At 72.2% G+C, this 25,317-nt stretch carries 21 protein-coding genes and 1 pseudogene; 9 read left to right on the forward strand and 13 right to left on the reverse strand.

What is annotated here, in order from left to right:
* Positions 1-5 precede the first annotated feature (5 nt).
* From kdpB to EES41_RS43900, 4 genes are read right to left on the reverse strand one after another with little or no spacing between them, the layout of a single operon-like run.
* Complete coding sequence (gene kdpB / locus EES41_RS31490) at positions 6-2,123, reverse strand: potassium-transporting ATPase subunit KdpB (RefSeq protein ID WP_123081351.1); 2,118 nt, start codon at positions 2,121-2,123, stop codon at positions 6-8.
* The gene (gene kdpA, locus EES41_RS31495) at positions 2,120-3,784 is read right to left on the reverse strand and encodes a potassium-transporting ATPase subunit KdpA (RefSeq protein WP_123081352.1); all 1,665 of its coding nucleotides are present in this window, start codon (positions 3,782-3,784) and stop codon (positions 2,120-2,122) included. Before kdpA ends, kdpB begins: the two co-directional genes overlap by 4 nt.
* 8 nt (positions 3,785-3,792) lie before the next feature.
* On the reverse strand, positions 3,793-3,882 hold the full coding sequence (gene kdpF / locus EES41_RS31500) for a K(+)-transporting ATPase subunit F (protein WP_079196248.1): 90 nt from the start codon (positions 3,880-3,882) through the stop codon (positions 3,793-3,795).
* A complete protein-coding gene (locus EES41_RS43900) occupies positions 3,879-4,004 on the reverse strand; it encodes a hypothetical protein (protein ID WP_284681847.1) in 126 nt (41 codons plus the stop codon). Before EES41_RS43900 ends, kdpF begins: the two co-directional genes overlap by 4 nt.
* Positions 4,005-4,366: 362 nt before the next feature.
* On the opposite strand from EES41_RS43900, the gene EES41_RS31505 reads away from it, so the two are divergent.
* A complete protein-coding gene (locus EES41_RS31505) occupies positions 4,367-6,304 on the forward strand; it encodes an APC family permease (RefSeq protein WP_123081353.1) in 1,938 nt (645 codons plus the stop codon).
* 12 nt (positions 6,305-6,316) lie between these two features.
* Here the strand turns inward: EES41_RS31505 and lysA are convergent, their stop codons facing one another.
* A complete protein-coding gene (lysA, locus tag EES41_RS31510) occupies positions 6,317-7,651 on the reverse strand; it encodes a diaminopimelate decarboxylase (protein ID WP_123081354.1) in 1,335 nt (444 codons plus the stop codon).
* A gap of 9 nt (positions 7,652-7,660) precedes the next feature.
* Positions 7,661-7,999 carry an SAV_915 family protein gene (locus tag EES41_RS31515; RefSeq protein ID WP_123081355.1) on the reverse strand — a complete coding sequence of 113 codons (339 nt, stop codon included), beginning with the start codon at positions 7,997-7,999 and terminating at the stop codon, positions 7,661-7,663.
* 318 nt (positions 8,000-8,317) lie between these two features.
* Here EES41_RS31515 and EES41_RS31520 point away from each other — a divergent pair, with 318 nt between their 5' ends.
* The 3 genes from EES41_RS31520 to EES41_RS31530 all read left to right on the forward strand — a co-directional run bounded on the left by EES41_RS31520 (position 8,318) and on the right by EES41_RS31530 (position 10,766).
* Positions 8,318-8,821 carry a universal stress protein gene (locus EES41_RS31520; RefSeq protein ID WP_254211632.1) on the forward strand — a complete coding sequence of 168 codons (504 nt, stop codon included), beginning with the start codon at positions 8,318-8,320 and terminating at the stop codon, positions 8,819-8,821.
* A 100-nt stretch (positions 8,822-8,921) separates the two neighbouring features.
* Complete coding sequence (locus EES41_RS31525) at positions 8,922-9,863, forward strand: alpha/beta fold hydrolase (protein ID WP_123081357.1); 942 nt, start codon at positions 8,922-8,924, stop codon at positions 9,861-9,863.
* 168 nt (positions 9,864-10,031) lie between these two features.
* Entirely contained in the window at positions 10,032-10,766 is a 735-nt protein-coding gene (locus EES41_RS31530; RefSeq protein WP_123081358.1) for an SDR family oxidoreductase, read from the forward strand.
* 31 nt (positions 10,767-10,797) lie between these two features.
* Here EES41_RS31530 and EES41_RS31535 read toward each other — a convergent pair whose 3' ends face one another.
* Positions 10,798-12,186 (reverse strand): hypothetical protein, encoded by a 1,389-nt coding sequence (locus EES41_RS31535; RefSeq protein WP_123081359.1) that lies wholly within the window; start codon positions 12,184-12,186, stop codon positions 10,798-10,800.
* Positions 12,187-12,220: 34 nt separating this feature from the next.
* Positions 12,221-13,510 (reverse strand): MFS transporter, encoded by a 1,290-nt coding sequence (locus EES41_RS31540; protein WP_123081360.1) that lies wholly within the window; start codon positions 13,508-13,510, stop codon positions 12,221-12,223.
* Between the two features lie 345 nt (positions 13,511-13,855).
* On the opposite strand from EES41_RS31540, the gene EES41_RS31545 reads away from it, so the two are divergent.
* Genes EES41_RS31545 through EES41_RS31555 form a run of 3 tightly spaced genes read left to right on the forward strand, consistent with a single transcriptional unit; the run spans position 13,856 to position 17,371 of the window.
* Positions 13,856-14,722: a cupin-like domain-containing protein gene (locus tag EES41_RS31545; protein ID WP_250569301.1), complete on the forward strand. Its 867-nt coding sequence runs from the start codon at positions 13,856-13,858 to the stop codon at positions 14,720-14,722.
* Positions 14,722-16,026 carry an aminotransferase class I/II-fold pyridoxal phosphate-dependent enzyme gene (locus EES41_RS31550; RefSeq protein WP_123081361.1) on the forward strand — a complete coding sequence of 435 codons (1,305 nt, stop codon included), beginning with the start codon at positions 14,722-14,724 and terminating at the stop codon, positions 16,024-16,026. Before EES41_RS31545 ends, EES41_RS31550 begins: the two co-directional genes overlap by 1 nt.
* The gene (locus EES41_RS31555) at positions 16,013-17,371 is read left to right on the forward strand and encodes a hypothetical protein (protein WP_123081362.1); all 1,359 of its coding nucleotides are present in this window, start codon (positions 16,013-16,015) and stop codon (positions 17,369-17,371) included. The genes EES41_RS31550 and EES41_RS31555 overlap by 14 nt, the downstream gene beginning before the upstream one ends.
* A 129-nt stretch (positions 17,372-17,500) precedes the next feature.
* Here the strand turns inward: EES41_RS31555 and EES41_RS31560 are convergent, their stop codons facing one another.
* On the reverse strand, positions 17,501-18,163 hold the full coding sequence (locus EES41_RS31560) for a deoxynucleoside kinase (RefSeq protein ID WP_123081363.1): 663 nt from the start codon (positions 18,161-18,163) through the stop codon (positions 17,501-17,503).
* Between the two features lie 260 nt (positions 18,164-18,423).
* Positions 18,424-18,972: a YciI family protein gene (locus EES41_RS31565; RefSeq protein WP_123081364.1), complete on the reverse strand. Its 549-nt coding sequence runs from the start codon at positions 18,970-18,972 to the stop codon at positions 18,424-18,426.
* Between the two features lie 54 nt (positions 18,973-19,026).
* On the opposite strand from EES41_RS31565, the pseudogene EES41_RS43905 reads away from it, so the two are divergent.
* A pseudogene (locus tag EES41_RS43905) lies at positions 19,027-19,272 on the forward strand (DUF6381 family protein).
* 39 nt (positions 19,273-19,311) lie between these two features.
* Here the strand turns inward: EES41_RS43905 and EES41_RS31575 are convergent.
* The gene (locus tag EES41_RS31575; RefSeq protein ID WP_123081365.1) at positions 19,312-20,256 is read right to left on the reverse strand and encodes a 5'-nucleotidase; all 945 of its coding nucleotides are present in this window, start codon (positions 20,254-20,256) and stop codon (positions 19,312-19,314) included.
* Positions 20,257-20,618: 362 nt separating this feature from the next.
* Here EES41_RS31575 and EES41_RS31580 point away from each other — a divergent pair, with 362 nt between their 5' ends.
* Entirely contained in the window at positions 20,619-21,224 is a 606-nt protein-coding gene (locus EES41_RS31580) for a response regulator transcription factor (RefSeq protein WP_123081366.1), read from the forward strand.
* A 31-nt stretch (positions 21,225-21,255) separates the two neighbouring features.
* Here EES41_RS31580 and EES41_RS31585 read toward each other — a convergent pair whose 3' ends face one another.
* Together EES41_RS31585 and EES41_RS31590 are read right to left on the reverse strand one after the other, a co-directional pair.
* The gene (locus tag EES41_RS31585; protein ID WP_123081367.1) at positions 21,256-23,217 is read right to left on the reverse strand and encodes an ATP-binding cassette domain-containing protein; all 1,962 of its coding nucleotides are present in this window, start codon (positions 23,215-23,217) and stop codon (positions 21,256-21,258) included.
* The gene (locus EES41_RS31590; protein ID WP_123081368.1) at positions 23,214-25,259 is read right to left on the reverse strand and encodes an ABC transporter ATP-binding protein; all 2,046 of its coding nucleotides are present in this window, start codon (positions 25,257-25,259) and stop codon (positions 23,214-23,216) included. Before EES41_RS31590 ends, EES41_RS31585 begins: the two co-directional genes overlap by 4 nt.
* Between the last annotated feature and the right edge of the window lie 58 nt (positions 25,260-25,317).

Raw genomic sequence — 25,317 nt, forward strand, 5'->3', positions numbered from 1 at the left:
GGGTATCAGCCGATTCCGGGAATGAGGGTGATGAGCATGTCGATGAGCTTGATGCCGATGAACGGGGCGATGAGGCCGCCGAGTCCGTAGATCCCGAGGTTGCGGCGGAGCATCTTGTCGGCGCTCGTCGGCTTGTACTGGACGCCCTTCAGGGCGAGCGGCACGAGCGCGATGATGATGAGCGCGTTGAAGACGACCGCCGAGAGGATCGCGGAGTTCGGTGAGTGCAGGCCCATGACGTTGAGCTTGTCGAGGCCCGGGTAGACCACGGCGAACATGGCCGGGATGATCGCGAAGTACTTCGCGACGTCGTTGGCGATCGAGAAGGTGGTCAGGGCCCCTCGGGTGATGAGGAGCTGCTTGCCGATCTCGACGATCTCGATGAGCTTGGTGGGGTTGGAGTCCAGGTCCACCATGTTCCCGGCCTCCTTGGCGGCCGAGGTGCCGGTGTTCATCGCCACGCCCACGTCCGCCTGGGCCAGGGCCGGGGCGTCGTTCGTACCGTCGCCGGTCATCGCGACGAGTTTGCCGCCCGCCTGCTCCCGCTTGATGAGGGCCATCTTGTCCTCGGGGGTGGCCTCGGCGAGGAAGTCGTCGACACCGGCCTCCTCCGCGATCGCCTTCGCGGTCAGCGGGTTGTCGCCCGTGATCATGACGGTCTTGATGCCCATGCGGCGCAGTTCGTCGAACCGCTCGCGCATGCCCTCCTTGACGACGTCCTTGAGGTGGATGACGCCCAGGATCCGGGCGCCCTTCTCGTCCTCGACGGCGACCAGCAGCGGCGTGCCGCCGGCCTCGGAGATCCGGTTGGCCAGGACGTCGGCGTCGGCGGCGATCTGACCGCCCCGCTCCGTCACCCACGCGATGACCGAACCGGCAGCTCCCTTACGGGTCTTCTTGCCGTCCACGTCGACGCCCGACATCCGGGTCTGGGCGGTGAACTCCACCCAGGTGGCCTGCGCGAGCTCGCCCTGGTGGCGTTCGCGCAGCCCGTACTTCTCCTTCGCGAGGACGACGATCGACCGGCCCTCGGGGGTCTCGTCCGCCAGGGAGGAAAGCTGCGCGGCGTCGGCCAGTTCGGCAGCCGTGGTGCCCTTGACGGCCACGAACTCCGAAGCCTGCCGGTTGCCCAGCGTGATCGTGCCCGTCTTGTCGAGCAGCAGCGTGGAGACGTCGCCCGCCGCCTCGACGGCCCGGCCGCTCATCGCCAGGACGTTGCGCTGGACCAGCCGGTCCATGCCGGCGATGCCGATGGCGGAGAGCAGGGCGCCGATGGTGGTCGGGATCAGGCAGACCAGGAGCGCGGTCAGGACGATCATCGACTGCTTGGCGTCGGCGTAGATCGCGAACGGCTGGAGGGTGACGACGGCCAGCAGGAAGACGATGGTGAGGGACGCCAGCAGGATGTTGAGGGCGATCTCGTTGGGCGTCTTCTGCCGGGCCGCGCCCTCCACGAGCGCGATCATGCGGTCGATGAAGGTCTCGCCCGGCTTCGTCGTGATCTTCACGACGATCCGGTCGGAGAGGACCTTCGTACCGCCGGTGACGGCCGAGCGGTCGCCGCCCGACTCCCGGATGACCGGAGCCGATTCACCCGTGATCGCGGACTCGTCGACGGAGGCGACGCCTTCGACGACGTCCCCGTCGCCCGGGATGATGTCGCCCGCCTCGCAGACGACCAGGTCACCGATCCTGAGGTCGGTGCCGGGCACGGACTCCTCGGCCGATCCGGCCGAGGAGTCCGTGCCCGTCAGCCGGCGGGCGACGGTGTCGGTCTTGGCCTTGCGCAGGGTGTCGGCCTGCGCCTTGCCGCGGCCCTCGGCCACGGCCTCGGCGAGGTTGGCGAAGATCGTGGTCAGCCACAGCCAGGCGGTGATCGCCCAGCCGAACCAGTCCGTCGGGTCCGAGACCGCCAGGAAGGTGGTGACCACCGAACCGACGAGGACCACGAACATGACCGGGGACTTGACCATGATGCGCGGGTCGAGCTTCCTCACCGCGTCGGGGAAGGACTTCAGCAGGGCCTTGGGGTCGAACAGCCCGCCCCCGACGCGCCCTGCCGCGGGCTTGTGTCCGGTGGGCTGGTCCTCGTGCGGAGCACGGGTTGGGGTGATGGTGCTCATGAGGCGAGCCCTTCGGCAAGCGGACCCAGCGCCAGCGCCGGGAAGTAGGTCAGACCGGTGATGATGAGGATCGTGCCGACGAGCAGGCCCGCGTAGAGCGGCTTGTCGGTACGCAGGGTGCCCGCGGTCTCGGGGACCGGCTTCTGCTCGGCCAGCGAGCCGGCCAGCGCCAGCACGAAGACCATGGGCAGGAAGCGGCCGAGCAGCATGGCGATGCCGATGGTGCTGTTGAACCACTGGGTGTCGGCGTTCAGGCCCGCGAAGGCGGAGCCGTTGTTGTTGGCGCCCGAGGTGTAGGCGTAGAGGATCTCGGAGAAGCCGTGCGCGCCCGGGTTGGCCATCGAGTCGCCCGGCGTGGGCAGCGCCATCGCCGCGGCGGTGAAGCACAGGACCAGGGCGGGCGTGATGAGGATGTAGCAGGCGGCCAGCTTGATCTGCTGGGTGCCGATCTTCTTGCCCAGGTACTCGGGGGTGCGGCCGACCATCAGGCCGGCGATGAACACCGCGATGATCGCCATGATCAGCATGCCGTAGAGACCGGATCCCACACCGCCGGGCGCGATCTCGCCGAGTTGCATGCCCAGCAGCTGGATGCCACCGCCCAGGCCCGTGTACGAGGAGTGGAAGGAGTTCACCGCGCCCGTCGAGGTCAGGGTCGTGGCGACCGAGAAGATCGCGGAGGCGCCGATGCCGAACCGGGTCTCCTTGCCCTCCATCGCCCCGCCCGCGGCCTGGAGGGCCGGCCCGTGGTGGGCGAACTCGGTCCACATCATCAGCGCGGTGAAACCGATCCAGATGAGGCCCATGGTGGCGAGGATCGCGTAACCCTGGCGCAGGTTGCCGACCATCCGGCCGAAGGTGCGGGTGAGGGCGAAGGGGATGAGCAGGATCAGGAAGATCTCGAACAGGTTCGAGAAGGGGGTGGGGTTCTCGAAGGGGTGGGCCGAGTTGGCGTTGAAGTAGCCGCCGCCGTTCGTGCCCAGCTCCTTGATGACCTCCTGCGAGGCCACCGCCCCGCCGTTCCATTGCTGGGTCCCGCCCGTGAACTGGCCGACCTCGTGGATGCCGGCGAAGTTCTGGATCGCACCGCAGGCGACGAGGACCAGCGCGCCCACGACGGACAGGGGCAGCAGGATGCGGACGGTGCCGCGCACCAGATCCGCCCAGAAGTTGCCGAGCTCCCCGGTGCGGGAGCGCGCGAAGCCCCGTACGAGGGCCACCGCGACGGCCATGCCGACGGCGGCGGAGACGAAGTTCTGGACCGCCAGGCCGCCGGTCTGCACGACGTGGCCCATGGCCTGCTCGCCGTAGTACGACTGCCAGTTGGTGTTGGCCACGAAGGACGCGGCGGTGTTGAAGGCCTGGTCCGGGTCTATCGCGGAGAACCCGAGCGACCCGGGCAGGATCCCCTGCGCCCGCTGGAGGGCGTAGAGGAACAGGACGCTCACGGCGGAGAACGCCAGGACGCCGCGCAGATAGGCGGGCCAGCGCATCTCGGCCGACGGGTTGGCGCCGACGGCCTTGTAGATCCACTTCTCCGGCCCGTAGTGCCTCTCGGAGGAGTAGACCCGGGCCATGTAGTCGCCGAGGGGTCGGTAGGCCAGTGCGAGCGCGGCGATCAGCGCGAGCAGCTGGAGCACACCAGCGGTTACGGGGCTCATGTCGGTACTCAGAACCTCTCCGGATACACAAGGGCGAGGATGAGGTAACCCAGCAGGGAGACCGCGACCAGCAGGCCGACGATGTTCTCGATGCTCACAGCTTGGTCACCCCCTTGGCGATGAGAGCCACCAGCGCGAAGACCGCGACCGTGGTGACGACGAAGGCCAGATCGGCCACCGTGAGCTCCTGAATGAAGTGATGAAAATGGGTTTCGGCCAAGTCGGCCGAAGATGAGCAAACCGTGGGTCGGGCCGGGCGTTAAGACCCTTTGACGGACTCCATACGGGTGCCGCGGAACTCTTGACGCCGCCCATACGGGAACGCGGTGCGGTGGGCCCGGTGGCCTCCGGGGACCTGCGCGAGGGCGGTGTGCTGCCCCCTGCCCGGACACGCACGTCGGACACGGCGGCGGCGGGGTTCCGCCTTCTCCGGGAGTGCGTCCATTACGCCAGCGGAGGGGTCCGCGTTAAGGACACGTCAGGATTCGCTCAGCTGCGGGCATAAGGGATCAGCCTGCGTACGCTTGCTCAGCCGTCGGTGCCGATGGCTGATTCTTTGCCGTACGACAGGAGCTCCCCACGATGGCCACCCCTGCCCGCTCCTCGCGCCTGAGCGCGTGGATGCTGGAAGGCTTGACCGCCCAGACGAGTTCGCCCGCAGCCAAGGAGGCGGCTGCCCAGCCCCACGGCCGGCCGTGGTGGCGGGTCATGTGCCTGACGGGTCTGGACTACTTCTCCACCCTCGGCTACCAGCCCGGCATCGCGTTCCTGGCGGCGGGTCTGCTGTCGCCGCTGGCGACCATCGTGCTCGTGCTGCTGACCCTGTTCGGCGCGCTGCCCGTGTACCGGCGGGTGGCCGAGGAGAGTCCGCACGGCGAGGGTTCCATCGCCATGCTGGAGCGCCTGCTCACGTTCTGGAAGGGGAAGCTGTTCGTCCTGACCCTGCTCGGGTTCGCGGCGACCGACTTCCTCATCACCATCACCCTCTCGGCGGCGGACGCCACCGCGCACATGGTGGAGAACCCGCACCTCACCAGCACCCTGCACGGCCACGAGGTACTGATCACCCTGATCCTGATCGCGCTCCTGGGCGGGGTGTTCCTGAAGGGGTTCAGCGAGGCCATCGGAGTGGCGGTGGTCCTGGTCTTCACCTACCTCGGCCTGAACGTCGTCGTGGTGGCGGTCGGGCTGTGGAACGTGTTCAGCGAGCCGCAGGTCATCACCGACTGGACGACCGCGCTGACCGCCGAGCACGGCAACCCCTTCATGATGATCGCCATCGCCCTCGTCGTGTTCCCGAAGCTCGCGCTCGGCCTGTCGGGGTTCGAGACGGGCGTGGCGGTCATGCCGCACGTGAAGGGCGGTCCCGACGACACCGAAGCGAAGCCCGCCGGCCGGATCCGCGGTGCCAAGAAGCTGCTGACCACGGCCGCCGTGATCATGAGCATCTTCCTGATCTGCTCCAGCCTGATCACGACCCTGCTGATCCCCGCCGATCAGTTCCAGCCAGGGGGCGAAGCCAACGGCCGCGCGCTCGCCTACCTGGCCCACGAATACCTCGGTTCCGCCTTCGGCACCGTCTACGACATCTCCACGATCCTCATCCTCTGGTTCGCCGGCTCCTCCGCGATGGCCGGACTGCTCAACCTGATGCCGCGCTACCTGCCCCGCTACGGCATGGCCCCGCAGTGGGCCCGCGCCCTGCGCCCGATGGTGATCGTGTTCACCCTCATCGCGTTCCTCGTCACCTGGATCTTCGACGCCGACGTCGACGCCCAGGGCGGCGCCTACGCCACCGGTGTCCTCGTCCTGATCACCTCGGCGGCCGTCGCCGTCACCATCGCCGCCCGCCGGGCCGGGGAACGCGGCTGGACGATCGGCTTCGGTGTCATCTCCGCCGTCTTCGTCTACACCACCGCCGTCAACGTGGCCGAACGCCCGGACGGCGTGAAGATCGGCGCCTGCTTCATCGCGGGCATCATGGCGCTCTCCCTCCTCTCCCGCCTGGCCCGTGTCTTCGAGCTGCGCGTGACCCACCTCGAATTCGACGACATGGCCGCGAGGTTCGTCCGGGACACCGCCAACCGCACCATCCGCCTCATCGCCAACGAGCCCGACAACCGTGACAAGGCCGAGTACCGCGACAAGGTCGAACAGATCAGGGCCGACAACGACATCCCGGCCGGTGACGACCTCCTGTTCGTCGAAGTCACCGTCCTGGACCCCTCCGAGTTCGAATCCGGACTGCGGGTCCGGGGCGAGGTGCTGCACGACCGCTACCGCGTCCTGACCGTGGAGAGCTCCACGGTCCCCAACGCCCTCGCCGCGCTCCTCCTCCACATCAGGGACGAGACGGGCCAGCGCCCCCACATCTACTTCGAGTGGACCGAGGGCAACCCGATGGCCAACTTCTTCCGCTTCTTCCTCTTCGGGCAGGGAGAGGTCGCACCCGTCACCCGCGAGGTCATCCGCGAGGCCGAACCGGACCGGGACCGCCGCCCCCACGTCCACGCCGGCTGACGTCGACAGGAACTAGTCGCCGATGTCCCGGCTGCGGAAGTCGGCGAGGGTCTCACGGCGCATGAGCAGGCGGGCCCCGCCGTTGTCGACCGCGACGACCGGCGGCCGCCCGACCAGGTTGTAGCCGGATGCCATCGACAGCTGGTAGGCGCCCGCGACCGGTACGGCGAGCAGGTCGCCGGGGCGGACGTCCCCGGGCAGTTCCACATCGGCGGCCAGGACGTCGCCGGCTTCGCAGTGCCTGCCGACCACCGTGGCGACGCACGGCTCCGCGGCCGAGCGGCGGCCGACGAGGCGGGGCGCGTACCGGACCCCGTACAGGGCGGGGCGGGGGTTGTCGCTCATGCCGCCGTCGACGGCGACGAACACGCGGTCGCCGGTGCGTTTCACGGCGAGGACCCGGTAGAGCGCCACCCCGGCGGGTCCGGCGACGGCCCGGCCGGGCTCGATGGTGAGCCGGGGCACGGCCAGCCCGGCCGCCGCGCAGCTCTCCACGAGCGCGGTACGCAGCCGGCGGGCCAGGGCCGTGAGGTCCAGCGCGGGCTCACCGGGGCGGTAGGCGATGCCGTGGCCCCCGCCCATGTCCAGCTCGGGCAGGACGACTCCGTGGGCGTCGCGGATACGGGCCATCAGGCCGACCATGCGGCGCACGGCTGCGAGGTACGGCTTGACCTCGGTGATCTGGGAGCCGATGTGGCAGTGCAGGCCCGTCAGTTCGAGCTGCGGCTGGCCCAGGACGCGGGCGATGGCGTGCTGGGCCGAGCCGTCGGTGAGGGACAGGCCGAACTTCTGGCCGTCCGTACCGGTGCGGATCTTCTCGTGGCCGCCGGCCGTGATGCCCGGCACCACCCGGACCATCACCTTCTGCGAACCGCCCGTACCCACCATCGCGGCCAGCCGGGCGATCTCGGACGGGCCGTCGATGACGATGCGGCCCACCCCCAGCCGCAGCGCCGCCTCGATGTCGTGCGGTGACTTCGCGTTGCCGTGCAGGACCATGCGCTCCGGCGGGAAGCCCGCGGTGACGGCGAGTTCGAGTTCGCCCGCCGAGCACACGTCCAGCCCGAGGCCCTCCTCGTCGACCCAGCGGACCATCGCCCGGGACAGGAACGCCTTGGCGGCGTACAGGACGTCGGCGTCGGGGAAGGCGTCGCGGTACGTGCGGCAGCGGGCCCGTACCTCGCCCTCGTCCAGCACGTACACCGGCGTGTCGAAACGGTCGGCTATCTCGGCGAGCGGCACCCCGCCGACGGAGAGCCCCCCGTGCGGCAGCCGGCCGGTGGAGGCCGGCCAGACGGACAGGTCGTCCGAGTCCGCGGCGGCCCGGGACAGTGCGGTGATGGTCATGGAGTCCCCTCAGGCGGTGCGGGCCGCGACGCGGTCCGGCCGGCGGGTGGTGGCGACGGCCGCGGGTGCCGAAAGCATCGGGTCGATGGTGATCAGAGCGGCGCCGAGCGGATCGCACAGCTCCCGCAGCACGGACTCGGACAGCCGGATGTACCCCTGTCCCGCGCCGAGGGTCGAGACCAGCCGCTCCCTGCGGGTGAAGCCCACGGCGGTTCGCGCCCCCAGCGGGGTGCGGAACAGCCGGATCACCGCCGCGGCCGCGTCACCCGGCCGGACGGGCACGTACAGGAGTCCGGCCGGGATCCGTTCTTCGGGCTCGGGGTCTTCTTCGTACTGAAACAGGCACATGGCGCTCTCCCTGGGGGAACCACGAACGACGGATGACGCCCCGGGTGCGGGGAGGCAGGCCCGGGGCACGCGATCGAAGCTATCCCCGCCCCGGCACCTCCCGCGTCGCTCCCTGACGCCACCTTGACGGGCAACGGCCCACTCCATACACGTCACTGACGGACCCGGGGCGCGGCATCAAGGACGCGTACGGGTTTCCGGCTCCGGCGTCAGAGAGGCATCAGCGAAGCCCCCGCGCGACCGGCCGCGGCCGTTCCATGGAGGGCGAAGGACGACGAGGAAAGCAGGAGGGGTGGGGCGACGGTGCGAGGACGAGTGGTGGCGGGTACGTGCGGATCCCTCGGGAGCCTGACGGCGCTGCACCGGGCGGCCGCCGAGGCCCGGGCGCGGGACGCGGAGCTGTGGGTCGTACTGGCCTGGCAGGCGCCCCTCGGCGGCCCGGCCTCCCGGACCGCCGGTGGCGGAACGCCCCTGCTCGCGGGCTGCCGCGACGCGGCGGTCGAACGGCTGCGGGACGTCCTCGCCGCCGCCTTCGGCGACGGCCCGCCGGGCGTGACCCTGGCCGGCCTGACGGTCCGGGGAACCCCGGGTGCGGCCCTGGTCGACACCGTCCGCGACACCGGGGACCTCCTCGTCGTCGGTACGGGCTCCCGCACCCCGCTGCTGCGCGCCCTGCGCCCGTCGGTGTCCCGATACTGCCTGGCCCACGCCCCCTGCCCGGTCCTCGCGGTGCCGCCCAGCCCCCTCCAGGCCGACCTGGACGCGGTGCACCGGCGCATCGCGTGGCGCCGGCCCCTGCACGCCGAGGACCTGGCCGGATGAGCGCCCCGTCGGCGCGGACCCCCAGCCCTTTCGTGATACCGCCGTATCAACATCATGGTACGGTCGTATTACGAACAACGGATCCCTCCGGAGGTGCCCCGTGCCCGAGAACACGGCCCGCGTACGACGCGACATCGGCCACTACGTGAACGACGAGCTGCGCGATCGCTACTTCGCCGCCGGCGACGCGCTCTACGCGATGGGCGCGCCGATCCGCTCCGAGAGGGACGTCGAGACGAGCTTCGGCACCACACACGTCTACCGTTACGGCCCCACCGACCCCGCCGCGGAGTCCCGCACCCCGATCGTGCTGATCCACGGCTCCGGCGGATGCTCCGCCCAGTGGTACCCCAACACCCGCGCGCTCAGCGCCGAACGCCCCGTGTACGCCCTCGACACCCCCGGCGACCCCGGACGCAGCGTCCAGCGCGAGCCCATGTGGCAGCCGGAGCGGGCCGCCCAGTGGATGGACGAGGCCCTCGACGCGCTCGGCCTCGACCGTGTCCACCTCGTCGGCTCCTCCTACGGCGGCTGGCTGGTCATCAACCAGGCGCACCTGCGGCCCGGGCGGCTCGCTTCCGTCACCGCGCTCGACCCGGGCGGCCTGGAGAAGGTGGGGCTGCGGTTCTTCGTCTGGATCTTCGCCAGCCTCTTCGCCACCTACGCCCCGAAGTCCTGGCGGCCCCGCCTCGCGGCCTGGCTGGAGCAGCCGGTCATCGTCGTGCCCGAGCTGCGCACGTGGATCCAGGCCGGGGTGCGCGCCTTCCGGATCCGCCGCCCCGCGCCCCTGCCGCTGTCGGACGCGGAACTGGGTTCCATCCGGACGCCGTTCTACCTGGTCATGGGCAAGCGCAGCCTGCTCGTGCACCCGAAGCGCCAGCTGGAGCGCGTACCGCGCGTGATACCGGGGGCCCGTGCCGAGATCGTCGCCGCGACCGGGCACGGACCGCAGATCGACCACCCCGAACTGGTCAACGCCCGGATGCTGGGCTTCATGGAGGACGTGGACTCCCTCGCCCCGGCCGCCGGCCCGGGCGCCTGACGGAAGGGAACGGTGACCTGCCGACAGCCGAAGAGGACCTGCGCGACAGCACGCCGTGAACCCCGATGAGGGGCGTTGCCAGGGTGTGGTGCGGCCTGGTTGGCCGGCCGGGTGGCGGCCAGACTCGGCCGGGCGGAGTCATCCGCTTCGAACGAGGAGTAGGCAGGCATGAGGAACGAATCCAAGGTCGTGGCCATCACCGGAGCCAGCAGCGGGATCGGGGAGGAGACGGCCCGGCGGCTGGCCGGGGACGGCCACCGGTTGTTGCTGGGCGCGCGGCGCACCGACCGGCTCGACGCGCTCACCCGGGAGATCAACGAGGCGGGCGGCACCGCGGCGTTCCAGCGCCTGGACGTCACTGACGCCGCCGACGTACGGGCCTTCGTGGCCGCCGGCCGGGAGCGATACGGCCGGGTGGACGTGATGGTCAACAACGCCGGGGTGATGCCGCTCTCGCCGCTGGACGCCCTGAAGGTCGACGAGTGGGACCGGATGATCGACGTGAACGTACGGGGCGTGCTGCACGGGATCGCCGCCGCCCTGCCCGTGATGCGCGCCCAGGGCGGCGGGCACTTCGTGAACGTCGCCTCCGTCGGCGCGTACGAGGTGTCACCCACCGCGGCCGTTTACTGCGCCACCAAGTTCGCCGTCCGCGCCATTTCCGAGGGGCTGCGCCAGGAGTCGGACGGCTCCGTCCGGGTCACTCTGGTCTCCCCGGGGGTGACCGAGTCCGAGCTGGCCGAGGGGATCTCCGATCCCGCCGCGAGGGAGGCCATGAAGGCCTACCGCGCCGTGGCGCTGCCGGCGTCCGCGATCGCCGGGGCCATCGCCTACGCCGTCGCCCAGCCGGCCGGGGTCGACGTCAACGAGATCGTCGTACGTCCCGCCGCGAGCGCGCAGTGACCGCGGGCGGCGACGCGGCGGCCGGCCGGCGTCAGTGTTCGCCGCCGTGGAAGACGCAGCCGACCGTGGCGCCGCCGGCCATGCTGACCACGCCCACCGCCGGATCGGTGCTGCCCCGTACGAAACCTCCGGCGTACCCGTCGTCGCCGTCGCCGCGCGCGCCCAGGTAGATGCCCCAGTTGAGGAAGAGCTCCTGAGAGCCGCCGGCGCTGTCGGGGAACGGCTCGGAGGCGGGACGTACCCGGCGCTGGAGCACGAACGGGCCGTCCATCGCCGAGGAGACCTCGCGCTCCCACTCCGCCGGGTCCGCCGTCCAGCCGGCGACGATGCCCTTGCCGCCGTGCAGCAGCGTCGGCTTCAGGATCAGCTCGTGCTGGTGGGCCAGGGCGTGGGAGAGCGTGTCGACCGGCGAGCCGGCCCGGTCCGTGGTGCGGGGGCGCACGTACCGGGTCCAGGGCAGGAGCCGGTCGATGCACGCCAGTTCGGCGGCATCGAAGAGGTCGCGGTGCCGCTCGTCGGAGAGCATCGCCAGGGTGCCCTTGTTCCCGTACAGTTCGGCGTCCAGCCGGCTGAACAGCCCCACCCCGCCCTGCTCGACCGCGACCAGCAGCGGCTCCAGCAGGGCCGCCGAGGCGGGGTCGGTGAGGTCCTCGGGCAGGAAGTACCGGAAGACGACGTCGACGGCCCGGCCCGAGACCGTGGGACGGCCGTTCGGGTACGTGAACTCGCCGAGGTCGCAGGCGATCCCCTCGACTCCGTAGTCGGCCAGCTTCGCGGCGAACACCTTGAGCCGGGGCCCCACGACGGCGAAGTTGTCCACCGTGTCCACCACGGCGACGACGGGCGCCCGGTCGCTAGGGAGGGCCGCGGCGCATTCGGCGTACATGGTCCGCACCATGCGGCCCAGCGTGTCCTGGTAGCGGAGCGCGTGCCGCCGTACGAACTCCTCAAGCGGGGGATACGCCAGCATCGCCCGGTTGATGTCCGCGTTCTCGAAGCCGCCGAGCGCGCTGGTGATGTTGAATTCGAGGAGTTTGAACTCCGCACCGTCGTGATAGAGGTCGGCCCGCCCCAGCGGGAGGAGCGATCCGGTCCGGGCGCTGCGCGTGATCAGCGCGGATTGCAGCGGATCCATGCCGACCGCCGCGGCCAGTGCGGTCAGGCTGCCGCCGAACACCCGCTCCGGCAGCGAGCGCAGCAGTCCGTAGACCGTGTGGAGGTCCTCGACGACCGTGCGGCGCTCGGGCTCGCTGAGGAAGGCGGGGCCGTTCAGGAACCGGTCCTGGTACGCCAGCGCGAGCGTGGCCGACTCCCGGGCGGCGGCCGTCGGGTGGTCCGCCGAGGGGTGCCGCGCGAGCTCCTCCCCGTACGCGCGGCCCAGCCGCGATCTGGGCGCCTTGGGCAGGCTCGTGGTCGTCATTGCGTGTCCTTTCGAAGCGGAACGCGCCGCCGGGTCAGTCCGTGTCCGCCGGTCGCGGGGCCTGTGCGGTGCTCTGCTCGGTGCTCTGCTCGGCGCGGGTGATCCACTGGCGGCGGGCGCCCACGAGGAGCGCCACCGCGACGAGGGCCATGGCGACCGCCCCGACGCCGAACACGGCGCGGGTGCCGATTTCGGCGGCGACGATGCCGCCGGCCGCCGCACCGACGGGCAGCCCGCCCCAGGCGACGAGCCGGTACACGCTGTTGGCCCGCCCGAGCAGGTGCTGCGGCACCAGGGTCTGCCGCAGCACGACCACGACGACGTTCCACGTCACCGTCCCGCAGGCGAAGATCGCGAGGGCCGCGCCGGCCGCGTACACCGAGGGCACGGCGGCCAGGATCGTCTCGCTCGTGGCGATCAGCACGGCGGTGGCGACCAGCGCGCCTTCCCGGCCCAGGCGTTCGGTGAGTGCGGGGGCGAACCGTGAGGACACGACGGCCCCGACGGCTTGGCAGGCGAGCAGGGCGCCGTACCCGAACGGGCCCAGGTGGAGTTCCTTGCCGCTGTACACCACGAGCACGGCGAGCATCGCGTTCCCGGCCAGGTTGATCAGGCAGGAGATCAGCGCGAGGCTGCGCAACAGGTGGTGCGAGAAGAGCCACTTGGCGCCGGCCAGCATCTCCGACAGCACGCCGGCCCTGGCCGGTGCGGGCTCGATCGGCCGGGTGCCGCGGATGCGGCTCACCAGTACGGCGGAGCACAGGAAGGTGGCGGCGTCCACGCCGAACGGCAGGGCCACGGCCACACCGAACATCAGCGCGCCGAGGAGCGGGCCGATGAAACCGGTGCCGGCCTCCTGCGCGGCCATGATGCGGGCGTTGGCGGTGGCGAGCCCGGCCTGCGGGGTGATGAAGGGGACGAGCACCTGGGCGGCGTTGCGGGAGAGGACCTCGCCGACGCCGAGCAGGAACATGCACACGTAGAGCAGGGGCAGTCCGCCCCAGCCGCCGAGGATCCCGAGGGCGAGCACCGTGAGCAGGACGGCCCGGGCGATGTCGACCCGCACCATCATGGTCCGGATGTCGAGGCGGTCGACCAGCAGCCCCGCCGGGATGCCGAACAGGATGAACGGGACGGTGACGGCGACCGATGCCGCGCCGATCAGCCGGGGGTCGTCGGTCAGCCGGGTGGCGAGCAGGGGGGCGGCGGCGATCGTGGCTCCGTCGCCGAGCGAGGAGACCGCGGCGGACCACCACAGCTGGGAGAAGTCGCGCCCCAGGCGCGGCCGTTGTGAAGCGGCCCGGTCGGTCGTCGACGCGCTCATGACGCCACGTGGCAGCGCAGCAGGCAGTGCATTGCCTCCCCCTTCGATATGCGGTCCCGTTGTCGACGCGCCATCGGCCCGTCGTCGCTCGCCGAGGACCGTACGGTCAGGAGCCCGGGATTGCCGAGAATAGTCGGCGTCCGCGGTGGCGTCGAGGGAAAGATCAGCTCCGTCGGGAGACGGCGCGCCTGTCGCATCCGGTGTCCCGGGGTGGACAGGCCGTTCGCCTCCGAGGATGATCAAATTCCTTACGGGTGAGGGGGGTTGTCCCGCGCGCCGGGCCGTCGAGCCCTCCGTGGCCGCCGGGGCGTGTGGCCCGGCCTTTTCAGAAGGTGGAGAAACGATATGGCAGCACCGGACGCCGTGTCCGATCCGGACGGGACAGCGGGTGTCGAGGTCACCCGCATGTCGTTCGACGACTTCCTGGCCGTCGGCCCCCGGGGGCTGTACGAGGCCGACCGGCCCGTGGTCATCAAGCTGCCGAGCAGCGCGCAGGGACTCGGCCGGGACGAAGTGGCGGCGCGCCTGGCGGAGTTGACCGTCACCCTGTTCACCGAGCCGGGCGACAAGAACCACCCGGGGCGCTGGGAGACGCGGGACATCAAGCTCCGCGAGTTCTTCGCGGACGAGCGGCTCCTGACCAGCGCGGACACCTGGCACCGGGTGGTGTCGAACATCCGCGGCAATCCGGCCGACGTGAACGCCGTCATCGGCTTCGACGCCGAGGAGTTCTTCGGCTACGGCAAGTCCCTGTACGCGGCCAACCTGTGGATCAGCCACCGCGGCGTGTTCACCAAGAACCACTTCGACGAGTTCGAGAACTTCAACATCGCCCTTGAGGGACGCAAGCGGTTCATCATCGCTCCGCCCGGGGTGCGGGCCTACTACCCGAGGTCGGTCCTGCGCGGGTTCGGCGACAAGTCCGAGGTGGTCGACCTCGACGACGTCGACCTGAAGCGCTATCCGAGGCTGGCGGCGAAGCTCGCCCAGCGCCGTGACTTCGTCCTTGAGCCGGGCCACATGCTCTACCTGCCGCTCGGCTGGTGGCACCAGGCCGAGTCGCTGGACGAGATGAACATCAACGTCAATTTCTGGCTCAAGTCCAAGAAGATCCTCCACCGGCCGCACGTGCTCGGCGTCGCCCTGTACACGTACGCCTACCGGAGGCTCAAGGGCGTCTACAGCTACCGGCCCACCGAGGTGAACTCCTGATGAGCGAGCGCAAGACCATCACTCCCGCCCACCGGTACCGCAACAACGACCGGCTCATCGGGATCGGCAACACCTTCTGGAACACGTCCTACGAGCACGGGGTCGCCGGCATCGTCGGCGACCTCGAAGACGGCGTGTTCCACACGCCCGACGGACACGAATTCGTCAACTTCACGGTCTGCTCCTACCTGGACCTGGACACCCACCCCAAGGTCATCGACGGCGCCGTCGCCTCACTGCGCCGCTTCGGCGTACTCGACCACTGCATCCCGCGCACCCGGGTCCAGACACCGGTCCTGCTGGAGCTGGAGGAGTCGCTGGGCGAGCTGTTCGGCGCGATGGTGATCAGCGCGATCTCCACAGCGGCGGCCAGCACCGGCCTGCTCCCCGTGATCGCGTCGGGGCACCTCGGCAACGGCACCCGGCCGCTGATGGTCTTCGACAAGAACGCCCACGTCTCGATGGCCAACGCCAAGCCGAGCTGCGCCGACGAGACCGAGGTGGTGAGCTGCGGCCACCACGACCTCGACTTCCTCAAGGACATGTGCCGCACCTACGAACGCGTCTGCTACGTGGTGGACGGCTCCGACAGCCTCGGCGGCTACGCCCCCGTCCACGAGCTCGCCGAACTGCAGGAGAAGTACAACCTCCTGGTCTTCTACGACGACTCGCACTCGCTGTCCGCCTACGGCGAGCGCGGCATCGGCTACGTACGCTCCCACTCCCCGGTGCTGGACGAGCGGACCATCACCGTGGCGACGCTGAGCAAGGGCTTCGGGGCCGGCGGCACGGCGATCCTGCTCGACGGCTACCCCGAGCAGACCCGGCGGCTCATCGAGCGGTTCGCCGGTCCGCTGGGCTACTCGCAGAAGATGAACGCCGCCGCGGTCGGTGCGGCGCTCGCCTCGGCCGAGATCCACCGCACCGAGGAACTCACCCTGCTGCAGGGGCGGCTGCGGTCCAACATCGCGCTGTTCGACTCGCTGGTCGCGACCGAGCAGTCCGACAGCACGTACCCGATCCGGGTGGTGCCGATGACCGACGAGACGGTCATCGACGCCGCCAAACAGGTCTTCGCGGCCGGGTTCTACACCTCGCCGGTGTTCTTCCCGATCGTCGCCCGGGGCACCGCCGGACTGCGCGTGATGCTCCGGGCCGGTCAGAGCGAGGAGCAGATCAAGCGGCTCTGCGCGGCGCTGGTCCGGGCGGGAGCCCGCCCGGCGGCCGCGGCACCCGCGCCGGGCACGGGCGGCGAACGCCTCGCCGCACCGACGAGGGAGGGAGCGCCGGATGGACACGCATGAGGACCTCGGCACGGGAAGCGGGCACCCGTGGTTCGGCCGTCACCGGCTGCGGCCCGCAGCGCCCGCGGACACGATCCGGCGGATGCTGCGGCACGAGCTCCGGGACACCGGCTGGCCGTACCAGCGGGTCCTGCCCGCGGCGCCGATGGCGATCCCGCGCGCGTCCTACGCCGAGATCTTCCGGGTGAGCGTCGCGCTGATCGAGCTGCTGCGCCGCACCGCCCTGGAGAGCGGACCCACCACCGCCGACCGGCTGAGCGCCTACGACATGCCCGCCGCCGAGGACCGGCTGTGGGTGGGCGACCCGTTCATCGAGGAGCGGTACGCCGACTCCGTGGTCCGTCCGGACCTGGTCATCGGTCCGGACGGGCCGCGGTTCCTGGAGTTCAACGTCAGCGGCGCGCTCGGTGGCGTGGTGGAGACGCGGAGCCGGCTGGCGGTGTGGCGCAGGCTCCACGCCGACGAGGACGGCCGGACGCCGTTCCGCTCCCCGGACCCGTTCGCCGTCCGCGCGGACATGTTCCGGTCGCTCAGCGCGGAGCTCGCGCTGGCGCCGCGGGTGGCCGTCGTCGGCAGTGCCCGGGTGATCGGCGTGGAGCGGCGGTACTTCGAGATGGAGGCCGACTACTACAACAGCCACGGCCTGACCGCCCGCTTCTTCGAGCCGGAGGAGCTGCCCGAGGCGTGGGACTGCGCCCCGCACCTGCGCCATCCGGTCGGGCTGCGGAACTTCACCATCCCGGACTGGCTGGAGGTGGGCATCGACACCGCGCCGGTCCAGGACGCCCTGGACAACGGCTGCCTGCTGGTGGGCACCCAGACCTCGACCTTCCTGCACAGCAAGCTGACCATGGGGCTGCTCTCGGAGGGACGCCCCTGGATGACCGCGGCCGACCGCAGGCTCGTCGAGCGGTACCTGCCGTGGACGCGGATCCTCTCGGAGCGCAAGACCGACCGGGAGGGGCAGCCGGTCGACCTGCTCCCGTTCGTCCTGGGGAACCGGGAGCTGCTGGTGCTCAAGGCGGGCCTGGGGGAGAGCGGGAAGCAGGTCGTCATCGGCCGCGAGGTCGACCAGGCCGGGTGGGAGTCCGCCGTCGGCGCGGCCGTCGCCGGCGGCACCAGCGTGGTGCAGGCCTTCGTGGAGCCGCAGACCTGCCGGGTCTCGCTGATCGCCGACGGCTGCGACGAGCCGTACGACGCCGATGTCGCCCCGGTCCTCGGCCCCTTGGTGTTCGGCGGCCGCCCGGCCGGATTGTTCTGCCGGTTCTTCGGCGACGGCAGCGCCGGGATCGTCAGCGTCCGAGGAGGGACGAGCAGCTCCGACAACGTGATGGTGGCCATCTGACGCCGTCGCCCCCACCACCCCCGCCAGGACGCCCCGGAGGCCCGCCTCCGGGGCCGCCCCGCCGACCCCGGAGGCGCCCCCGGGCCGATCCGTCTCCGGAGCGCCCGCTGACGGCCGTGACCAGCGCGCTCAGCGCCGGGCCGTGACCGCCGCCAGGGCGTCCTTGACCTCCTGCGCCACGCGGGCCGCGTCCTCGGGGTTGTTCACCACGTCGGTGTGGTTCATGTCGATGACGAGGACCTCACTGGCCGAGTAGTGCTTGTGCACCCAGTCGTCGTAGCCGGACCACAGCGTCCGGTAGTACTCGACGAGCGCCTCGTCCTGCTCGAAATCGCGGCCGCGCAGCCCGATGCGGTACATGACCGTCTCGAAGTCCGCCTTGAGGTAGACCATGAGGTCGGGTGCCTTGCGGTACGGCAGGCCGTCGATCTCGCGCATCATCTCGCTCAGCAGTCCCTCGTACACCTGCATCTCGAGGGAGCTGATCCGGCCCAGGTCGTGGTTGACCTTGGCGAAGTACCAGTCTTCGTAGATGGACCGGTCGAGGACGTTGTCGGCCCGGTGGTACGCGTCCTTGATCGAGGCGAACCGCGTCTGGAGGAAGTAGAGCTGGAGCAGGAAGGGGTAGCGCTTGGCCTGGATCTCTTCGGGGCTCGCCGTGTAGAAGAGCGGAAGGATCGGGTTGTCTTCCACGCTCTCGAAGAAGACCTCGCTGCCCAGCTCCTTGGCGATCAGTTCGGCGACGCTCGTCTTGCCGATTCCGATCATGCCTCCGACGCAGATCACTGGCATACCTCACTTCTCCCTGGGGGTCTTCTGTTCCTGGGCCGCTGCGCGGGGCGTCCCACATCGATGAGACGCACGCCGGCGGTCACGCGATTCCCCGGGATCTTCGTGATCAGCGCCATGTGGTCCTCGTCCGGACCACGGCTCTGACCCAGGCCGCTCTCCTCGACGCGCACGGCGACGAGCCGCAGGTCCGCGGCCGTCTTGAATCTTAAGTGATGATCCGCCCCGCGCGGGCCAGAGCGGGGGGCGGCCAAGGCCGCGCGTCAGCGCCGCCCGCCGAACTCCCACGGGTGGATCTCGATGTCCGCGTAGCGCTCCACGGTCAGGACGCCGCGCGCCGTGTCGGCGTCCGGGGCCCGGACCAGCGCCGCCGTACCCAGCCAGGCGGTGGCGTCGTCGGACAGCAGCGGGCCGTACGCGATCAGGTCGTCCCGACCGGGCGGCACGGTGAGGTCGGCGGCCCCGCCCGCGCCGAGGCCGAGTACCAGGTACCGGTTGCCCCCGGTCCGGCCACCGGGGAAGTCCCACATGGTGCGCCCCAGCATGTCGCGCCAGCGGAGCAGCAGCACGTCCCGGTACACACCGGCTTGGTAGCCGGGCTCGTCGAAGGCGAACGCGCGCGCGGCGGCCGGATCGGGGAGGTCGACGATGTGCACGCTGCCGCTGGGGGCGTCGCCGCCGGGGGCGAAGGTCGGGCCCCGGGCGATCAGCTCCTTCTCGTACTGGTCCATGTAGGACCAGTGGCGTTCCAGCAGTTCCATGCGCAGGGCCTTGGAGCCGGGGCGATCGCGGTGGTAGCAGAAGAATTCCATGGTGCTGGACTCTCTCCGAGAACCGGCCGCAGATCAACGGTCCGGGGCTGGTGAATGCCGCCCGGATGCCGGGGTAGGGGGATCCGCACCAGCCCGATCGAGGAGGTCGAAGTGAGCATCGAGGACCCGTCCGGCAAACGAGCTCAGGAGATGCGCGACAAGGCGCAGGAGCTGGAGCAGGCCGCCCAGTAGGCCGCCGATCCCGCGGAGCGGCAGCGGCTCACGCAGAAGGCGCTGCGCATCCGTGAGAAGAGCGAGCAGGTGTACGGCTTCGGCGCCGGGACCATGGACCCCATGTAGCCCGGACGCGGGCGGCCGTCAGCGGACGCGGGCGGCGCTTCAGGTGGTCGCGGGAGGCTGAGCGTTGGCCACTCCGAAAGGGATGTGCACGCTCGGGGTGCCGTGCGCCGTGCCGTTCAGATGGGAGACCTGGTCGTCGAAGAAGATGTGCGGGTCGAGGGTGCGCATCACCGCCGCCTTTTCGATGCCGCCGAGGAAGAACGCGTCGTTGACCCGTAGCCCCCAGTCCTTGAGGCTCCGTATGGCGCGCTCATGGGTGGGGGCGTCCCGGGCGGTGACCAGGGACACCCGAAGACGCGGCTGATACGCGGGATCGCGGCGCCGGCGCTCCTCCTCCCGGCGCTGGATGCGGTTGACGCCCGCGAGGAAGGTGCGCAGCGGTCCCGGATCGTGGGGGGTGGCGGCCTCGCGGACCTCATGCGCGCGGAACTCGTCGAGCCCGAGGCTCTGGAAGACCCGCTCGGAGGCGTCGCTCGCCAGTACTCCGTCGAAGTCGAAGGCCATGCGGAGTTCGGGGTCGCTCTCGTCGTCGATCCGCGCCGTGTGGAGCACGTGGCCGGCCGGCAGTCCCGCCGCGACCGCGTCCCGGACGTCGGGTCCGTTGGCCGACAGGAACAACGACATGTTCAGCGCGCGCATGAACGGGTGCGAGGAACGGCCCTGCCGGAACACCGCCCGGCTGATCGGCAGGTGGTGCGCCGTGATCGACCGCATGACCCGCAGCCCGGTGTCGGGGTCGTTGCGCGAGAGGATGATGACCTCGACCAGGGGATCGGACCGGTCCGAGAGGTCGTTCAGCGACAGCAGGCGTCTGACGAAGGGGAAGGCCACCCCCTTGGCCAGGGCGTGGTCCGCGTGCGCCTCCTGGTAGGCCCGGTAGGCGTCCTCTCCTTGCTCCCGGAACACCGCGTCGCACTCGGTCAGGTCGAACAGGGCGCTGGAGGCGATCCCCACCACCAGGCGATCGGACAGGTCGTACCGCATGAAGCCCCCCCGCTGAACGTGACGGAACGATGGGGGGCTTATCGCCCTCCGGCATATGCGGAAAACGTCTGCCGAGGTGATGGGGAGGTCCCGGACGGGCCCTCGGCAGCCCCCGGGCGGTGGGCGGAGCCGCACCCAGGCGGGCGGAATCAGCCCATCCGGTTGTTGGGCTCGCGCTCGGGCGGGCGGGGGCCCTGTGATGCCTGCCGAGGTCGGGCGGCCGTGGGCCGTACGGGAGCGGCGGGAGCCGGGCGTCTGGGTTCGGCCACCCGCTCCCGCGCGCCGCATGCCGTGACGTTCCCGCACGGCGCTGGCTGGGCAGCCGGTTGGTGCTGATAGATCGTCACGTGAGGGGAACCGCGATGACCAAGGTCCTGGTGCTGCACAGCGTGTGTCTGGTGAGGTCCGGCCTCGCCGCGCTGCTGAGATCCGAAGGTGACTTCGACGTCACCTCCTCCGGCTGGCGCGCCGCCGGGCGCCAGGCGGCGTCCTTACGGCCCGACGTGGCCGTGGTGGACCTCGACTGTCCGGGGGCGTCGGCGGCCCTGCTCGCGGACGCCGGCGCCGCCCGCCCCATTCCACGCTCCACGCCCCTGCTCGTACTCGCCCGCGCCGACGCGCCCGGCTCGCTGCGGCGCGCCTTCCTGACCCAGGCGCAGGGTTACGTGGACAAGGACGGCTCGCCCGCCCGGCTGGTCCGGGCCATCGGCAGGGTCGCGGCCGGGGAACGCTCCATCGACGCCACGCTCGCCTCGGCCTTCATGGAGGCCGACCCCATGCCGCTCAGCCCGCGTGAGCTGAGCGTGCTGGCCCGGGCCGCCGAGGGCGACTCGATCGCGGAGATAGCCCGCGCCCTGCACCTCGCCAGCGGAACCGTACGGAACTACATGGCCGCCGTGACGCGGAAGACCGGCGCCCGAAACCGGATCGATGCCATCCGGATCTCCCGGCGGGCCGGCTGGGTCTGAGACCCCGGCGCCGGTTCCCCCGAAGCCCGCTTCACCCCCGCGCGTTCCACAGACCCACCAGATCCCGGTACAGGGGCGACCTGGCCGGGAGCTCCGCATGCGTGCCGCACACCGCCCGGGTCCCGTCGAGTACGAGGACCCGGTCGGCCCTGGCGGCGGAGGAGATGCGGTGGGCGACCACCACCAGGGTCCCGGGGCGCGCGGCGAGCGCCCGCTCGGCGCGTTCCTCCGTCCGGAGGTCGAGGTGGCAGGTGGCCTCGTCCAGCAGCAGCAGCGGGGCGGGGGAGAGATACGCGGCGGTGAGGGCGAGGTGCTGGCGCTCGCCCGGCGAGAGCCGGGCCGGGTCCACGGCCCCGTCCAGCCCGCCGAGCCGGTCCACGAGCCCGTCCACGCCGAGGGCGGCCGTGGCCCGCTCCACCTGGGCCCCGGATACCGGGCCGGGGCACAGGTGGGTCAGGTTCTCGCGGACCGTCCCCGTGAACACGTACGCCTGCTGGGGCAGCAGAGTCCGCCGGAGATCGGGCCCGCCCCCCTGCCCGGAGACGCCTTGCCCGGAGCCGGTCCCCTGCCCGGTGACACCCCGCGCGGAGCCCCCCTGCGCGGAGACGCCCCGCCCGGTGAGGTCCTGCGCGGAGACCTCCTGCCCGGAGACGCCCCGGGCGGGGGCACCCGCCACCCACACGGTTCCTCCGCCGGGCGGCAGCAGGCCGGCGATCAGAGCGGTGAGCGTGGACTTGCCGATGCCGCTCGGCCCCACCACGGCCAGGTGCTCGCCCGCCCCGACCGTCAGGTCGAGCCCGTCGATCACCGGCTGCGCGCGGGGCCCGTAGGCGAACCACACCCCCCGCAACTCAACGGCGACACCCGGCCCGGCCCCCACCCCCGGGGCCGAGGGCGCCGCCGGGGCCGTGGCCGGGGACGCGCCCGGGGTCGCCGCGTCCGCGCGCGCAGTTGCGCCCGCGCCCAGGGGCGGTCCCGCGTTGGCCGCCGGGGCCGTCGTCGCGGGGTCGGAGTCCGGTGGGGGGGACGGTCGCGGGGAGCAGAAGCGGTCCAGTACCACCAGCAGGCGGGTGCCCGCCGCGCCCACCGCCGTCATCAGGGCGTCCAGGGCGGGGAGCAGCGACTGCACGAGGTAGGTGAGGGCCCCGGCCACCGCGCCCGCGCTCACCCCGCGCCCGAGCAGCCACGGCGTCCCGGCCAGCAGCGCGACGACCGGCAACCGGCCGGCGACGCCCAGGGCCAGCGTGCGCAGGGCGGTCCAGCGCGCGAGGCGCCCGGTCAGCCGCTCCTGCTCGGCGATCAGCCGCTCCACCGGGGCTCCGGCGCTCGCCCCGCCGCCGCAGGCGACGACGTCGCGCAGCCCCGCCGCCAGTTCGCCGGAGCGCGCGGACAGCGCCTCGTCGGTGTCGAGCGCCGCCCGCTGCACGCCCGCCATCGGGCGCAACGTGGCCAGGAACCCTGCCGTGCCCAGGAGCAGCGCGGGCAGTACGAGGACCAGCAGGACGGGATCCAGCGCGGCCAGCCCCAGCAGCGCCCCCAGGGCGGTGAAGACGAACGACCGGGCGACCAGGACCAGTCCGGCGAAGGAGTCCCGGGCCATCTCGGTCTGCTGCGTGAGCCGGGAGACGGCACCCGCGTCACCGGCCCGACCGGGATCGGCGACGGCCCGCCCGATCGCCTGGCGTACGGAACGCCGCACCAGGCCGTCCCGCAGGGGCTCGACCAGGTCGGCGAGCCCGCCGAACACTCCGCGCAGGGCGAGGGCGCCGAGCAGGGCCCCCGCGCCGGCCACGGCCAGCCAGCCGAGGCCGGTGCCGGTACGCCCGGAGAGGAAGCCGTCGTCGAGGGCGCGGGCCACCGCGTAGCCGCCGAGGAAGGTGTGCGCGGACTCCAGCAGGGACCAGAGCGCGAGCCGGCGCAGCGACCGGTACCGCCCGCGCAGGAAGCGTCGGCCCTCGCGGGACACCCGGCGCCAGGAGCCGTCCCCGCTCATCGGACCGTCTCCCGGCCGGGCGCCCGCCGCCCGCCGGAGCGCCCCCCGCCGCCCGCCGCGGCCGATCCCGTTCCGGCACTCGCTCCCGTGTCCGGCCCTTCGACCGGCGCCGCACCCGTTCGTGGGATCGGTGCCGCCCCCGGCTCCGTGTCCGGTTCCGGGCCCGTTCCTTCGGCCCAGGCCGGGGCCGCATCCGCTGCCGCGTCGGAGCCCGCGTTCCGCTGCGCGTCCGGCCCTCCGGCGGCAGGTGGTACCGGTGCCGTCGCCAGAGCCGAGGCCGCCGCCGCAGGCTCCGCGTCCGGGTGCCCGACCGGTTCCGTCCCGGCGCCGAACACCGCCCGGTAGGCCGGGTCCCGCCACAGCTCCGCGTGGGGGCCGGTCGCGCGGACGCGTCCCGCGTCGAGCCAGACGACGAGGTCCGCGCGGGCGGCCGAGGAGATGCGGTGGGCGACGACGAGGCGGGTGCCCGGGCGGACCTCGTGGGCCAGGGCGCGCTCCACCTCCCGGGCGGTGAGGGTGTCCAGGCTCGACGTCGCGTCGTCCAGGATGAGCAGCCGCCCGGCACGGCAGAACGCCCGCGCCAGGCCCAGGCGTTGAAGCTCCCCGCCGGACAGCGGCGCGTCCGGCAGCGCCGTGTCGTAGCCGTCGGGCAGGCGGCGTACGAAGGCGTCCGCCCCGGCCGCCCGCGCCGCGGCGCGTACGCTCTCCGGGGTCGGCGCCGGCCCGCCGCCGAACGCGACGGCGGCCGCGACGTCCGCCCCGAACAGGGCGGGCCGTTCGAAGGCGTGGCCGACCTCGCGGCGCAGTTCCCCGGCGGACAGCTCCTCCAGCGGTACGCCGTCCAGCAGGACCCGGCCCGCGTCGCAGGCGGTGAGCCGCCCCGCCACCGCGGCCAGCGTCGTCTTGCCGGAGCCCGAGCGGCCGACGACGGCCACGGTGGTCCCGCCGGGGATCCGCAGGTCGACGTCGCGCAGCACCTCGGTGCCCTCGCGGACGACCCGCACCCCGCGCAGCTCCAGCGCGCCCGGCCCGCCCTGCGGCAACCGGCGTACGCCCTGAGGGAGTTGGGGCAGGTCGAAGAGGGCCGCCGTGCGGCGTGCGGCGGCGCGGCCGCGCACCACCGCCGCCAGCCGCCCCGTCACGACGCCGACCCCGGCCGCGAGTCCCGCGTAGCGGACCGCTGCGAGGAGCCCGCCGACGCCGAGGGCCCCCTCGGCGAGGCGGACCCCGCCCACGCCGAGGACGACGTACAGCAGCAGCGGCATCAGGGCACCGGTGCGCGCCATGGTCGTGCCGTAGATCCGCCAGGTCTCCCGCCCCTCGGCGCCGAGTTCCGGCAACCGGCGCAGTACGCGCGCCTGTTCGCGCTCGGCGGTGCCGGCGGCGGCGATGGTACGGGCGCCCGCGAGGGTCTCCACGAGGCGGCCGGCCATCGCGAGCTGGACTTCCTGGTAACGGCCCACGCTGGCGCCCGAGTCGCGGGCGAACGCCCTCAACAGCACGGCAAGCAGTGGGAGTCCGGCGAGGAAGGCCAGCGCGGTCCATACGTCGACCAGGACCAGCGCCACGAGCCCGCCGAGCGGCGCCAGCAGGGCCACGGCCGCGCTCACCACGGCGGCCGGTACCGCGCCGGCGGTGGTGGCCTGGGCGGTCAGCCGGGCGGAGAGTTCACCGGGGGAGTGGCGGGCGGCGTGGTGCGGCGCGGCCCGCAGCAGCCGGCCCAGCCCCAGGCGCCGCAGCCAGGCGGTGGAGCGGGCGTCGACGCCGCCGGTGAGCCGGGCCGTCACCGCGTCGAGCAGTACCTCGGCGGCGATCACCGCCGCGCACCACGCGGTCCACCGGGCGCCGCCGGGGTCCTGTCGCAGCAGCAGGTCGAGGGTGTGGCCGAGGACCGCCGGTTCGGCAAGCGCCGCGCCTGCGGCGGCCACCGAGCAGGCGGCGGCGGCGGCGAGACGGCCGCCGCTGTGTCGTGCGGCCGCCCGCAGCGCCCGGTCGGCGCCGCGGGCGGCCGTCGCCTCACGGGTGGGATCGGGTGCGGTCATGGGCGACGGCTCCAGGGGTGTGGTGCGGGCCCGGGCGGAAAACCGCCCGGGCCCGATA

It is taken from the genome of Streptomyces sp. ADI95-16 (assembly GCF_003721495.1).
GTDB classification, from domain to species: Bacteria; Actinomycetota; Actinomycetes; order Streptomycetales; family Streptomycetaceae; genus Streptomyces; species Streptomyces goshikiensis.

Excerpts from the sequence above, each read along its gene's own strand:
- kdpB (WP_123081351.1), bottom strand. The coding sequence starts at position 2,123 with ATGAGCACCATCACCCCAACCCGTGCTCCGCACGAGGACCAGCCCACC.
- kdpA (WP_123081352.1), bottom strand. The coding sequence starts at position 3,784 with ATGAGCCCCGTAACCGCTGGTGTGCTCCAGCTGCTCGCGCTGATCGCC.
- EES41_RS31505 (WP_123081353.1), top strand. The coding sequence starts at position 4,367 with ATGGCCACCCCTGCCCGCTCCTCGCGCCTGAGCGCGTGGATGCTGGAA.
- lysA (WP_123081354.1), bottom strand. The coding sequence starts at position 7,651 with ATGACCATCACCGCACTGTCCCGGGCCGCCGCGGACTCGGACGACCTG.
- EES41_RS31515 (WP_123081355.1), bottom strand. The coding sequence starts at position 7,999 with ATGTGCCTGTTTCAGTACGAAGAAGACCCCGAGCCCGAAGAACGGATC.
- EES41_RS31530 (WP_123081358.1), top strand. The coding sequence starts at position 10,032 with ATGAGGAACGAATCCAAGGTCGTGGCCATCACCGGAGCCAGCAGCGGG.
- EES41_RS31535 (WP_123081359.1), bottom strand. The coding sequence starts at position 12,186 with ATGACGACCACGAGCCTGCCCAAGGCGCCCAGATCGCGGCTGGGCCGC.
- EES41_RS31540 (WP_123081360.1), bottom strand. The coding sequence starts at position 13,510 with ATGAGCGCGTCGACGACCGACCGGGCCGCTTCACAACGGCCGCGCCTG.
- EES41_RS31545 (WP_250569301.1), top strand. The coding sequence starts at position 13,856 with ATGGCAGCACCGGACGCCGTGTCCGATCCGGACGGGACAGCGGGTGTC.
- EES41_RS31550 (WP_123081361.1), top strand. The coding sequence starts at position 14,722 with ATGAGCGAGCGCAAGACCATCACTCCCGCCCACCGGTACCGCAACAAC.
- EES41_RS31555 (WP_123081362.1), top strand. The coding sequence starts at position 16,013 with ATGGACACGCATGAGGACCTCGGCACGGGAAGCGGGCACCCGTGGTTC.
- EES41_RS31560 (WP_123081363.1), bottom strand. The coding sequence starts at position 18,163 with ATGCCAGTGATCTGCGTCGGAGGCATGATCGGAATCGGCAAGACGAGC.
- EES41_RS31565 (WP_123081364.1), bottom strand. The coding sequence starts at position 18,972 with ATGGAATTCTTCTGCTACCACCGCGATCGCCCCGGCTCCAAGGCCCTG.
- EES41_RS31575 (WP_123081365.1), bottom strand. The coding sequence starts at position 20,256 with ATGCGGTACGACCTGTCCGATCGCCTGGTGGTGGGGATCGCCTCCAGC.
- EES41_RS31580 (WP_123081366.1), top strand. The coding sequence starts at position 20,619 with ATGACCAAGGTCCTGGTGCTGCACAGCGTGTGTCTGGTGAGGTCCGGC.
- EES41_RS31585 (WP_123081367.1), bottom strand. The coding sequence starts at position 23,217 with ATGAGCGGGGACGGCTCCTGGCGCCGGGTGTCCCGCGAGGGCCGACGC.
- EES41_RS31590 (WP_123081368.1), bottom strand. The coding sequence starts at position 25,259 with ATGACCGCACCCGATCCCACCCGTGAGGCGACGGCCGCCCGCGGCGCC.